General features: G+C 41.9%; 11 protein-coding genes. 8 read left to right on the top strand and 3 right to left on the bottom strand.

Going from position 1 to position 12281, the window contains the following annotated elements:
• The first annotated feature begins 35 nt into the window (after positions 1 to 35).
• A complete protein-coding gene (locus ACTJKA_RS15830; protein WP_017358734.1) occupies positions 36 to 863 on the top strand; it encodes an aldo/keto reductase in 828 nt (275 codons plus the stop codon).
• Between the two features lie 50 nt (positions 864 to 913).
• Here ACTJKA_RS15830 and ACTJKA_RS15825 read toward each other — a convergent pair whose 3' ends face one another.
• The gene (locus tag ACTJKA_RS15825; protein ID WP_171464932.1) at positions 914 to 1996 is read right to left on the bottom strand and encodes an iron-containing alcohol dehydrogenase family protein; all 1083 of its coding nucleotides are present in this window, start codon (positions 1994 to 1996) and stop codon (positions 914 to 916) included.
• Between the two features lie 199 nt (positions 1997 to 2195).
• Here ACTJKA_RS15825 and trhO point away from each other — a divergent pair, with 199 nt between their 5' ends.
• Both trhO and ACTJKA_RS15815 read left to right on the top strand, forming a co-directional pair.
• Positions 2196 to 3164, top strand: a complete 969-nt coding sequence (gene trhO, locus ACTJKA_RS15820) for an oxygen-dependent tRNA uridine(34) hydroxylase TrhO (RefSeq protein ID WP_268359840.1) — start codon at positions 2196 to 2198, stop codon at positions 3162 to 3164.
• 343 nt (positions 3165 to 3507) lie between these two features.
• Entirely contained in the window at positions 3508 to 5127 is a 1620-nt protein-coding gene (locus ACTJKA_RS15815; RefSeq protein ID WP_008343861.1) for an APC family permease, read from the top strand.
• Between the two features lie 34 nt (positions 5128 to 5161).
• On the opposite strand, the gene ACTJKA_RS15810 is transcribed toward ACTJKA_RS15815, so the two are convergent.
• Positions 5162 to 5362 carry a hypothetical protein gene (locus ACTJKA_RS15810; protein WP_008343859.1) on the bottom strand — a complete coding sequence of 67 codons (201 nt, stop codon included), beginning with the start codon at positions 5360 to 5362 and terminating at the stop codon, positions 5162 to 5164.
• 185 nt (positions 5363 to 5547) lie between these two features.
• Between ACTJKA_RS15810 and licT the strand changes: the two genes are divergently transcribed.
• The 5 genes from licT to arr all read left to right on the top strand — a co-directional run bounded on the left by licT (position 5548) and on the right by arr (position 10802).
• On the top strand, positions 5548 to 6384 hold the full coding sequence (gene licT, locus ACTJKA_RS15805) for a BglG family transcription antiterminator LicT (RefSeq protein ID WP_008343858.1): 837 nt from the start codon (positions 5548 to 5550) through the stop codon (positions 6382 to 6384).
• Positions 6385 to 6620: 236 nt separating this feature from the next.
• Positions 6621 to 8480 (top strand): beta-glucoside-specific PTS transporter subunit IIABC, encoded by a 1860-nt coding sequence (locus ACTJKA_RS15800; protein WP_008343857.1) that lies wholly within the window; start codon positions 6621 to 6623, stop codon positions 8478 to 8480.
• Between the two features lie 19 nt (positions 8481 to 8499).
• Positions 8500 to 9921 (top strand): glycoside hydrolase family 1 protein, encoded by a 1422-nt coding sequence (locus ACTJKA_RS15795; RefSeq protein ID WP_008343856.1) that lies wholly within the window; start codon positions 8500 to 8502, stop codon positions 9919 to 9921.
• Positions 9922 to 10079: 158 nt separating this feature from the next.
• Positions 10080 to 10265 carry a hypothetical protein gene (locus ACTJKA_RS15790; protein ID WP_008343855.1) on the top strand — a complete coding sequence of 62 codons (186 nt, stop codon included), beginning with the start codon at positions 10080 to 10082 and terminating at the stop codon, positions 10263 to 10265.
• A 120-nt stretch (positions 10266 to 10385) separates the two neighbouring features.
• Positions 10386 to 10802 (top strand): NAD(+)--rifampin ADP-ribosyltransferase, encoded by a 417-nt coding sequence (gene arr, locus ACTJKA_RS15785; RefSeq protein ID WP_007498448.1) that lies wholly within the window; start codon positions 10386 to 10388, stop codon positions 10800 to 10802.
• Between the two features lie 74 nt (positions 10803 to 10876).
• Here arr and ACTJKA_RS15780 read toward each other — a convergent pair.
• Positions 10877 to 12228 (bottom strand): IS3 family transposase gene (locus ACTJKA_RS15780; RefSeq protein WP_440607764.1). Its coding sequence is split into 2 segments (ribosomal slippage): positions 10877 to 11784 and positions 11784 to 12228, totalling 1353 coding nucleotides; the frame shifts between segments, so codons are not numbered across the junction.
• Positions 12229 to 12281: the final 53 nt, after the last annotated feature.

Below are 12281 nucleotides of genomic sequence, written 5' to 3'. Positions count from 1 at the left end.
GCATGGTAAGCAAAAATGAAGCGGAGGTTTGTTTGATGAGTGGATTAACAGATACAGTCACATTAGCAAACGGAGTGAAAATGCCGAAGCTTGGCTTTGGTGTATGGCAAGTAAAAGATGGGGATGAGGCTGTAAATGCAGTCAAAGACGCACTTGAAGCTGGCTATCGCAGTATAGATACAGCAGCGGCCTATCAAAATGAAGAAGGTGTTGGCAAAGCCATTCAGCAATCAGGCATCTCTCGCGATGAGCTGTTCATTACGACAAAAGTGTGGAATAGTGATCAAGGATATGAGTCAACGCTTGAAGCCTTTGAAACGAGTATGAACAAACTAGGTCTGGATGTATTGGATCTTTATTTAATCCATTGGCCGGTTGAAGGCAAATATAAAGAAACGTGGAAGGCGCTAGAAAAGCTTTATAAGGATGGCCGTGTGAAAGCCATTGGCGTGTGTAACTTCCATCAGCACCATTTAGAAGATTTATTAGAAGAGGCAGAAGTGGTGCCAATGGTCAATCAAATTGAACTGCATCCGAAGCTGACGCAAGAGCCTTTACGTGACTACTGCAAGGCAAAAGGCATTCATGTAGAAGCATGGTCGCCATTAGGCAGCGGGAAACTTCTTAACCATCCGGTGCTTCAAGATATTGCAAAAAAACATGAGAAGTCAGTAGCGCAAGTCATTCTTCGCTGGGACTTGCAGCATGGCATTATCACCATTCCGAAATCGGTGACGAAGAGCCGAATCATCGAAAACACAAACGTATTTGATTTCGAGTTGTCCGCCCATGAAATGAGTGTCATTGATCAGCTCAATGAAGATGAGCGCACGGGTCCAGACCCAGATAACTTCGATTTTTAATAGAAAGAAAGCACAGGCGGGATGCCTGTGCTTTTTATTTGCCCCTATGTTCAGACCGTCTTTTGAGGCTGATAGGTTTCAATGATTTGAATGGCGTCGACAATTTGCTCTTTCGTATAGTCTCCAATCAAACAAAAGGTTTCATCTTTACGTGCAGCATGGTTTGCCACTGTATGTGCTGCTTCCTCTAGCTGAGCTGTGATGCCAAGCTCACGCATCGTTCTAGGTAATCCGAGTGTTTGATAGAGCTCAAGTAATTCTTCTACTTCCGTCATACGGTTTTCTGCGGCAAGCTGGACGAGAATGCCATAGGCCACTTTTTGTCCATGTAACACATGATGTGTTTCATCAATAAATGTTAATCCATTATGAACAGCATGGGCTCCTGCCATTCTGCCATAACGTCCTCCATAGCCGCCGACTGTTCCGGCTAACGTAATGATCGTATCTGTTACATCTGCAAAGGCTTGAGAAAACTGACCTGTTTTTAAACTGCTAACGGCTTCTTCACTATGAGTCAGAAGAATGTCACGAACGTACACTGCCTGCTTTAATGCAGCATGTACCATGAGCGGCAAGGTGTCTTTTGTGTTACGAATAATGGCTTCCGCTTCATACCATTTTGCGAGCGTATCCCCAATTCCGCTTTGGAGATAGGAAAGAGGAGATGAAAGCAAAAAAGTATGATCAATTAACGTGAGATAGCTAGACCGCTTATGATAGTCGACCCTCATAAAATTTCCCTTGTCATCATAAATGACGCTGAGCGGTGTAGAAGCCGCACATGTCCCAGGAATCGTCGGCACCATAATCACTTCAATTTGGAGAGCGTCGGCAACAGACTTCGCTGTATCTAAAATCGTGCCACCACCGATCCCGATGATCACGTCTGAACTCTTGAGTTCTTCCGCAATTCGTGTGATCGCATTTGGTGAACTGTAACCTTTATGCTGAACAACAGGCCACTCGGATGGAAGCTTTGTGTACTGTGAAAAGGCTTGATATGAGTCATATCCTGTCACTATAGCTGGTGACTGAAAGGGAGTAACAAGTGACTCGATTTCATGATAAATCCCCTTTTGAGAAATAAACTGGTTAGGACCGCTTCTGACGATCTCTTCTGGTTGGATCATGGACTTATGCTCCTTTATGAAATCATATAGTTCTTAAATCATCTCATTTTACAGAAAGTTCTGTCAAATAAACGGACAATATGAGACCATAGACCCTTCCGTTTTATGGAATTGAACTGCTGACATTGCCTTAAGGTATGTATTTCCTGTATGATATAAAATGGTATGTTTTGATTAAATTTAAGAGGTGTTTATATATATGGAAAAACAATATCGTGTATTACTTTACTATCAATATGTCCCCATTGAGGATCCAGAAACGTTTACAGCAGAGCATCTAGCATTCTGTAAGGAACTTGGTTTGTTAGGTCGTATTCTTGTTTCATCTGAAGGCATAAACGGAACCGTTTCTGGTACCATTGAGCAAACGGACAAGTACATGCAAGCATTGAAAGAAGATCCACGCTTTGCGTCCATGCCAATTAAAATTGACGAAGCAGATGGTCATGCGTTTAAGAAAATGCACGTCCGCCACCGAAATGAATTGGTGAATTTAAGTCTTGAAGATGATGTGAATCCGCTAGAATTAACGGGGAAACATCTCAGCCCAGTTGAATTTTACGAGCAAATGCAATCACCTGATACGGTCGTGATTGATGCACGTAATGATTATGAGTTTGATGTCGGTCACTTCAGAGGTGCTGTGCGCCCTGACATTGAGACATTCCGTGAATTGCCTGAGTGGATTCGTGACAATAAAGAGATTCTTGAAGGGAAAAAAATTCTGACGTATTGCACAGGCGGCGTACGCTGTGAGAAATTCTCAGGATGGTTAAAGCGTGAAGGCTTTGAAGATGTATCCCAGCTTGACGGTGGAATTGTCACGTACGGAAAAGACCCGGAAGTTCAAGGAAAGCTATGGGACGGTCAATGTTATGTGTTTGATAACCGCCTAACGGTTCCAGTCAATCAAACAGAGCACGTCGTGGTAGGAAAAGATTTCTTCACTGGCGAACCTTGCGAGCGTTATGTGAACTGTGCGAACCCTGCATGTAACCGCAAAATGATTGCAACAGAAGAAAGCGAGCATAAATATATGCGCAGCTGCAGCCATGAATGCCGCACAAGCGAACGTAACCTTTATGTGAAACTGCACAATTTATCTGAGGAAGAAGTTCAAGAAAGACTAGCTGTCATTGAAAAAGAACAAGCAATCTCACAAGGATAAGAGGGTTTCCCTTTTATCCTTTTTTCTTTGAATGATACGTGTTCAAAGGGAAGAGGAAGTCATTTCCTCTTTCTTTTTTGTTTTGTTTTTTTCAAAATAAGGGTAAAGGTAGTTAATCAGTCTAATAGATTGAACAGTTGAAAAAGCGCTTTCTTTTGAAATAAGCATGTTCGACTATTTCAGAAAATGGAGAATTGAGAGATAATATAACAGGTAAAAAAATGAACAAAGATAAAAGTTCAGATCAGAAAGTATTTGCCAATGGAATGAAAGGTGAGCTGCTATAAAAGAAATGCGCTTGCTCGACACATGCTCTGTATTTTAATCGAAAGGTGTTATGAACATGAATCATTTGCATCGTAGGATGGGAACTTTCGCTTTAATGATGGTAGGTCTTGGCTCAATCATTGGTTCAGGATGGCTCTTTGGTGCGTGGCGGGCTGCTCAAATCGCCGGCCCTGCTGCTATTTTGTCATGGTTGATCGGGATGGTTGTTATTTTATTTATCGCATTGTCTTATAGTGAACTCGGGTCGATGTTTCCAGAGGCAGGCGGAATGGTCAAATATACGCAATATTCACACGGCTCTTTTATTGGATTTATCGCCGCTTGGGCAAACTGGATTGCGATTGTCTCAGTGATTCCTGTTGAGGCAGTGGCCTCCGTTCAATACATGAGCTCATGGCCTTGGGAGTGGGCAAAGTGGACAAGCCATTTGGTCACAAAAGGGGTTTTGACGACCGAGGGGCTCATGGTGGCAAGTGTGCTGCTGGTGATTTATTTTCTGCTCAATTATTGGACAGTTGGGTTGTTTTCAAAGGCGAATACATTCATTACGATTTTTAAAATCGTCATTCCAGGATTAACAATTGGTGCGCTCTTATTCGTAGGTTTTCATAGTGAGAATTTTACTTCTGGAACAAGTATTGCGCCGAACGGCTGGGCGAGTGTGCTCACAGCTGTGGCAACATCGGGGATTGTGTTTGCTTTTAATGGCTTCCAAAGCCCGATTAATATGGCAGGAGAAGCGAAAAATCCAGGGCGTTCGATTCCAATCGCCATTGTTGGATCGATTTTGATTGCAACGGTCATTTATGTGCTGCTGCAAATCGCTTTTATTGGCGCTGTCGATCCATCAATGATTGTGAATGGCTGGGGGCATTTGAATTTCAACTCGCCATTTGCTGACCTTGCCATTGCGCTAGGGATTAACTGGCTTGTCCTTATTTTATATGCAGATGCGTTCGTTTCTCCTTCTGGCACAGGGATTACGTATACGGCGACGACGTCTCGTATGATTTATGGGATGGAAAAAAACAAGTACATGCCGAGTGTACTTGGCCGTCTGCACCCAATTTATGGTGTGCCTCGTCCAGCGATGTTTTTTAACTTAGGCGTATCGTTTATCTTTCTGTTTTTGTTTAGAGGATGGGGGGTTCTCGCTGAAATTATTTCTGTGGCGACCCTGATTTCCTATTTGACAGGACCTGTGACAGTGATGACGCTGAGAAAGACGGGCACAGATTTATATCGTCCACTGCGAATTAAAGGACTCAGCATCATTGCTCCGCTTGGTTTTGTCTTTGCATCATTGACACTGTACTGGGCGAGATGGCCGCTGACGGGTCAGGTGTTGTTCATTATTCTCATCGGTTTGCCAATCTATTTTTACTATCAAGCAAAAGCGAAGTGGAAGGGCTTTGGTCGTCACTTTAAAGCAGGTGCTTGGATGGTTGTGTATTTGCTTGTGATGATGACGATTTCCTGTCTCGGCAGTGATAAATTTGGCGGGTATAACGTCATTCATTATGGTTGGGATATGGCACTTATTGCAGTTGTGGCGTTGTTATTTTATATGTGGGCACTCAAAAGTGGATTTGAAACAGAGTTTTTAGAAGATGCGAAAAAAATTAATGATGAACTGCGTGCTTCTCAGAAAGAAGCCGCCTCATCTAAGGAATAACGGAAGGGCTGCCTGAATACTGAGGGCAGCCTTTTTATTTGGATGGATGATCCATGACATGCTGCTTTAGCCAGGTGGTAACGCCGTGTAGAACGGTGGCTGTCACAAGACAGATAAGCGCATATCTCCATAGCTGATCTAAGCCTTGTCCACTAAGCCAAAAAACAATACCTAGAATAAAGAGAGTCAGAATGAACATGAATAAAAAAGATGCTGACCAGAAAAAAGCCTTCATCGAAGGTCACCTCCTCGGGGTATTGTATGCAGGCCGAGGGAGGATCAGACCAGCAAGAAAGAAGGAAAAATATCGTGAAATCTATTTCAAAAGTCAGATAAAAGCGCCAAGTGATTTGACAGTTGTGTTAAGATGAGAGCATATTTTGAGTGTAGATGGCTGGTTATAGACGGAGGTGTTTGGAGATGCAGATTCAAAAGGTTCTAAACAATAATGTCATTAGTGTGATAGATGAACAAGGAAAAGAAATCGTCGTCATGGGCAGAGGCATCGCTTTTCAAAGACGTCCCGGAGACCCGGTGGACGAGGCGTTAATTGATAAAGTGTTCCGATTAGAGGATCATTCCGTACATGAGCGGATGAAAATGCTGCTTCAAGAGGTTCCGTATGATGTCGTCAAGGTGACCGAGGAAATGATCCAATACGCACATACAAAGCTGAACCGAAGATTAAACGAAAGTCTGCATGTATCGCTGGCAGACCATATTCATTACGCCATCGAACGATTAAAGAAAAACCACTTGATTGAGAATTCGCTGATTTGGGAGATTAAACGTTTATACAAAGATGAGTTTCTCGTGGCGAAGGAATGCCTTGAGATGATTGAAGATCGTCTTCATATTGAACTGCCTGAAGATGAAGCGGGCTTTATTGCCATGCATATTATTAATGCAGAGCTCAATGAAGACATGAATACAACGGTCAATATCACAAAAGAAGTGAATGCCATACTGACCATTGTGAAATATCATCTAAACATGGAATTTGATGAAGACTCGCTCAACTTTTATCGTTTTCTCACACATTTACGCTTTTTCGTACAGCGTCTCATCAACGAAACGTTACTCGTCAGTGAAGATCAAGATTTATATCAGCTGATTAAAGTGAAATATCCGAAGGCGTACGAATGCGCAAAGAAAATCGCGGAATATGTGTATCAAACGTATCATCGCGACCTGACATCAGAGGAGATGCTCTATCTATCAATTCATTTGAATCGACTCATCAAACGAGAAAAATAAAGATAGAATTTTAAAAGAAAGCGTTGACATCACAAAAAGTGAGTGGTACTATTTGCTCATAAACATAAAAGAATACGGTTTCACAATGATCGTCTTAGAGGATTGTGACTGTTCGGCAGGCAAAACCTAAACGTTCACTGAAAAAGCGCAATAGCAAGTTGCGACTATTTTTGGTGCCCGTTTAGGTTTTTATTTTGCCTAAAAACGTATTTTTTTGAAAAAAAGGGGGTTTTTGTATGAGTCATCGTCAATTAGCAGAAGACATTATCAAACATATCGGTACAGAGAAAAATGTTCATTCATTGGTTCACTGTGCCACAAGACTTCGCTTCACACTAAATGACAGATCAAAAGCAGATAAAGCAGCCATTGAAAAATTAAATGGTGTGGTGACTGTCATGGAAAGCGGCGGCCAGTTTCAGGTGGTCATTGGCAACACCGTACCAGAGGTATATCGAGAGATTGGGGAGTTTACGAATCTATTAGAGGATTCCACTTCTTCATCTGCTAGATCAAGTGAAGAAAGTACAAGTCTTTTTGGAAAATTCGTCGACATTGTTTCTGGAATTTTCACACCGCTTCTAGGTGTCATGGCGGGTGCCGGTATTTTAAAAGGACTTCTAGGCATCTGTATCAATGCAAAATGGTTATCTCCTGAAGATACGTCGTATCAAATTTTATTTGCCGCATCAGACAGCTTGTTCTACTTCCTGCCGCTGCTGCTCGCATTCACTTCTGCTAGGAAGTTTAAAGCGAATCCATTTGTCGCTGTGACGATTGCAGGTGCACTGATCTACCCGACTATTCAAGAGCTCACAAAAGGCGGCGGAGATGTGTCGTTCTTCGGCATTCCGGTTGTCTTAATGTCTTATACATCAACGGTTATCCCGATTATTTTGGCAGTGTTTGTGATGGGATATATCGAACGTTTCTTTAACAAAGTCATTCATGAAAGTGTGAAAAACTTTATTACACCACTGATTTTACTGGTCACGGTCGTTCCACTGACACTGATCGTATTTGGACCATTTGGTGTGTATGCAGGGAATGGAATTGCAGCCGTCCTGCTGAAAGTATTCTCCTTTAGCCCTACACTTGCCGGTGCTTTAATTGCGATGGCATGGCAGGTTCTTGTCATCTTCGGTATCCATTGGGGGCTTGTGCCAGTCATTTTAAATAATATTGCGGTCCATGGAAAAGATCATATCAAGCCGGCGACTGCGCCAGCTGTATTTTCACAAGCCGGTGCTTCCATCGGTGTTATGCTGAAAACAAAGAACAAAAAGCTGAAATCATTAGCTGGATCGACAGCGGTTTCTGCTGTATTTGGAATTACAGAACCTGCTGTATACGGCGTCACACTTCGTTTGAAAAAACCATTTATTGCAGCGGTGATCTCTGCCGGTGTCGGTGGTGCCATTATCGGTTATTCACAAAGTATTGCGATTGCATCAGGTCTTCCGAGTTTACTGACACTTCCGATCTTCTATGGTCAAGGGTTTACAGGATTCTTAATCGGAATTTCCGTTTCATTTGTCCTTTCAATCGTCTTAACCTATTTGATTGGATTCAAAGATCCTGTGGATGAAGAAGATGCTCCTGCAGCTAGTTCTGCACCAGCATCTGAAAATGAACATGGTGTCAAAGCAGCTCATGTGAAAAGTCCTTTATCTGGCGAAGTCATCAAGCTAGAAGAGGTGCAAGATAAAGCCTTCTCATCTGGCGCATTAGGTAAGGGCGCAGCCATTATTCCATCAGAAGGCAAGCTGTTTGCACCAGTAACTGGAGTCGTGACAACGGTATTCCCAACAGGACATGCATACGGTCTCACCTCTGAAAGCGGAGCAGAAGTACTCATTCATATTGGACTGGATACTGTACAACTTGGGGGCCGTCATTTTACGCCGAAGGTTGAGCAGGGCCAAACGATTACAGAAGGTGAACTGCTTGCGGAGTTTGATATTGAGGCCATTCAAGCAGCAGGTCTTTCTGTCACAACACCTGTGATTATTACCAATTCCGGTGAATTTAGCGATATCATTGAGACAGAAGAAAAACAAGTGACACCAGGACAATCATTTTTACACTTAGTTTAAGAAAAGGGAGGACATAATCATGAGATATTCAACACTAGCACCATTTCCAAAAGACTTTTTCTGGGGCGGATCGACTTCCGCCTATCAAGTAGAAGGTGCGTGGAACGAGGATGGCAAGGGACCTTCAGTCATTGATATGAGAGAAAGCTATCCTGAAGGAACAACTGATTTTAAGGTAGCCAGCGATCACTATCATCGATATAAAGAGGACGTGAAGATGTTTGCAGAAATGGGCTTGAAGGCTTATCGTTTCTCTATTGCATGGACACGTATCATTCCAGATGGAGATGGGGAGATCAATCAAAAGGGAATTGACTTCTACCATTCTCTCATTGATGAATTACGCCGCTATGACATTGAACCAATTGTGACGATGTATCACTTTGATTTACCTCATGCGCTTCAAGTGAAAGGCGGCTGGTCAAATCGTTCGACAGTCGATGCGTTTGAACGTTATGCGGAGGTTTTGTTCCAGGAGTATGGCGAGAAGGTAAAATATTGGCTGACGATTAATGAACAAAACATGATGATCTTACATGGATCAGCATTAGGTACACTGGATCCAAATTTAGAAAATCCGAAAAAAGAACTATATCAGCAGAACCACCATATGCTTGTGGCACAGGCGAAAGCCATGACGCTTTGTCATCGTTTGCTGCCTGAGGCGAAAATCGGACCAGCGCCAAACATCGCCCTTATTTACCCGGCATCTCCAAAACCTGAGGATGTCATTGCTGCGGCTAATTACAATGCAATCCGCAACTGGCTATATCTTGATATGGCGGTATTCGGTCGTTATAACAACCTTGCATGGGCATACATGAAGGAAAAAGACATTCTTCCTGTGATTGAAGAGGGAGATATGGATATTTTGAAAAGTGCAAAACCAGACTTCATTGCCTTTAACTACTACACATCTCAAACGGTTGAAGCGAGTAAAGGAGATGGCAATGATGAATTTGCCCGTGGCGGAGATCAGCATTTAAAATCCGGTGAAGATGGCGTCTACAAAGGCGGCAACAACCCGTTTTTAAGTAAAAATGCATTTGGCTGGGAGATTGACCCTACCGGTTTCCGATCAACGATGCGTGAGATTTACGATCGCTATCAGTTGCCTCTTATTATTACGGAAAACGGGTTAGGCGCTTTTGACAAGTTAGAAGCGGATGGATCGATTCAGGATGATTATCGAATTGATTATTTAGAAAAACATATTGAACAAATCAAATGGGCGATCACTGACGGTGTAGAGGTATTCGGGTACTGCCCGTGGTCAGCCATCGACTTAATCAGTACACACCAAGGCTGCTCAAAACGCTACGGTTTTATCTACGTCAATCGTGATGAATTTGACCTGAAAGACCTGAAGAGAATTCGGAAAAAGAGCTCTTATTGGTATGAAACATTGATCGAGCAAAATGGAGAGAACATCGGGAAGTAACAGGAAAAAAGCCAGTCACCTTATTAGCGGGTGGCTGGCTTTTTTGTTCGTTCACTTTATTGGCAAGAGCATATTGTTCGAGTTGTTCTAAAATGTTAGTCTAATGATATATTGTAAAAATTGGTTGATTATCCATTATAAGAAAGAGGGTTATGTAGATGATGACGATCCTTTATTTGTTTTTCTTATTGTTCTTTCTTTTTTACGCTTTAAACTATATTGGTCAGAAATTAATTGCGAAGGAACACCCAATGAACCACGGATTGATTGTGACGCTGTCAGCAGTGGAAGGTATTCTTGTTTTTGTTCTTGTTGGAATCAATGAGAAATTTCCTTTTTTTTAAACGATCTTACTCTCTACTATCATTATACCCCGAATTTAATCTCATTTATAGACTGTTTTCCGCCCGCATCAGCCCGTATACTGTTATACGCAAGTCAATAACGATAAGGGATGTGGCTGTATGAATGACAAGAAAGATGTTTTAGATCCTGGGCCGTTTTTTCATGGGACGAAAGCAGAATTGAAGATTGGGGACCTGCTTGAACCGTTGCATTTATCCAATTATCAGGATAAACAATCGAACCACATCTATTTCACCGGAACATTAAATGCAGCCAAATGGGGAGCTGAATTAGCCCGGTCTGATTCCAAAGAGAGAATTTATGTTGTAGAACCGACAGGCGAGTTTGAAGATGATCCGAATTTGACGGATCAAAAGTTTCCAGGGAATCCGACCCGTTCTTATCGGTCGACATCTCCTTTGAAAATAGTCGCAGAACTAGGTGCGTGGGAAAGACATTCCGATGAAGAAATCAACCATATGCTGACGTCGTTAAAAAAGTTAAGGGAAGAAGGAAAAAATGTCATATATGATTGATTCGTATGTGAGGAATAGATGAATAAAAGGCCGCCCGATTTTGAAGTGACCCCCTAAATTTAGACGCGGTTTTTTTATGAGACAGCTTTCGAGGCATGAGTTCTATATTGTATCGGACTCATGCCTTTTAGTTTTGTCTTTATACGTGTGTGATTGTAGTAGTCAATATATTGTTCAAGTTCTTGCTTGAAGTGTTCGATGTTCTCAAATTTTTTTAGGTATAGAAATTCAGACTTTAAGATACCAAAAAAGTTCTCGATAACTGCGTTATCGTAACAGTTACCTTTTCGGGACATAATCTGTGTAATCCCACGCTTTTTTAAGGCGTGTCTATATTGCTTCATTTGGTAATGCCATCCTTGATCAGAATGTATCATTGGTTTCTCCTCTTCATTTAAACGGTTGAACGCCTGATGAAGCATCGTTGAGACGAGTGAATAAACAGGTCTTGAACCGACTGTATAGGTAATGATCTCACCATTAAATAGATCTAATATGGGCGAAAGATAGAGCTTCTGACCAAATAACTTGAACTCCGTTATATCTGTGACCCATTTCTCATTTGGTCTATCAGCTTGAAAATGCCGAGCCAAAATATTAGGCGCTATTTTGTTCACTGTGCCTCTGTATGAACGATATTTCTTCACTCGGACCATGCATTTTAGCCCTAGAGCTTTCATGATGCGCTGGACTTTTTTGTGATTCACCTTTTGTCCCCGGTTGATTAGTTCATCACGAATCCGGCGATATCCATAACGTCCTTGATGTTCCTGATAAATGGTTTGAATCATCTTTTTCAGTTCGACATCCTGATCAGGACGGTCTAAATGCTTGATCAAGTAATAGTAGGTACTGCGTGGAATACATGCGAGCTTAAGAAGTGATTTCACCGGATATTGATGCCTTAAATCATAGACTACTTGCGCTTTGTCTTGTTTGGTGATTGTTCCTTGTTTTGAACTAAGGCATTCAACTTTTTTAAATACTCATTTTCCATGCGCAAATGTTCTACTTCTGCCTGTAACGCTTCCATTGATCCTTTCGTTATGTCTTGTTTTCCAGTTTTCTTTTTCATAGACGGACGCCCCTTTTTCTTAGATTGAAGGGCGTCTACTCCTTGTGTTTTCAAGATGCGCTTCCAGTTCCAAAGCGTGGTATCAGAAGGCAGGTTAAAGAGTGCAGCTGTTTCCAAGATAGACGTCCCATGTTCATTCATATAATCAAGTACGTCTAGTTTATATTGGACTGGATAATTTGTATATGACTTTGAAAAAGCTTTTTCGCCATGATATTGATACTTTCTGACCCAATATTGAAGTATGCTTTTGTGCACGCCAATCTGTTTTGCAATTCCAAGCAGGGGTTCGCGGTCAACGAGGTATCGTTTTACAGCTTTGATTTTATCTTCAATTGTAAATTTAGCCAAAAGAAAAGCACCTCCAAATGTTAGACTGTGTCTAATATTTGGGGTGCACTTCA

The organism is Bacillus sp. 22190 (assembly GCF_052045575.1).
GTDB classification, from domain to species: domain Bacteria; phylum Bacillota; class Bacilli; order Bacillales; family Bacillaceae; genus Bacillus; species Bacillus altitudinis.
Note: the sequence above shows the minus strand (reverse complement) of the source record. Positions and strands in the feature narration are given on the sequence as shown.

Coding starts and splice junctions, on each gene's coding strand:
- arr (WP_007498448.1), top strand. CDS start 10,386: ATGAATGACAAGAAAGATGTTTTAGATCCTGGGCCGTTTTTTCATGGG.
- ACTJKA_RS15830 (WP_017358734.1), top strand. CDS start 36: ATGAGTGGATTAACAGATACAGTCACATTAGCAAACGGAGTGAAAATG.
- ACTJKA_RS15810 (WP_008343859.1), bottom strand. CDS start 5,362: ATGAAGGCTTTTTTCTGGTCAGCATCTTTTTTATTCATGTTCATTCTG.
- ACTJKA_RS15790 (WP_008343855.1), top strand. CDS start 10,080: ATGATGACGATCCTTTATTTGTTTTTCTTATTGTTCTTTCTTTTTTAC.
- ACTJKA_RS15795 (WP_008343856.1), top strand. CDS start 8,500: ATGAGATATTCAACACTAGCACCATTTCCAAAAGACTTTTTCTGGGGC.
- trhO (WP_268359840.1), top strand. CDS start 2,196: ATGGAAAAACAATATCGTGTATTACTTTACTATCAATATGTCCCCATT.
- ACTJKA_RS15800 (WP_008343857.1), top strand. CDS start 6,621: ATGAGTCATCGTCAATTAGCAGAAGACATTATCAAACATATCGGTACA.
- licT (WP_008343858.1), top strand. CDS start 5,548: ATGCAGATTCAAAAGGTTCTAAACAATAATGTCATTAGTGTGATAGAT.
- ACTJKA_RS15825 (WP_171464932.1), bottom strand. CDS start 1,996: ATGATCCAACCAGAAGAGATCGTCAGAAGCGGTCCTAACCAGTTTATT.
- ACTJKA_RS15815 (WP_008343861.1), top strand. CDS start 3,508: ATGAATCATTTGCATCGTAGGATGGGAACTTTCGCTTTAATGATGGTA.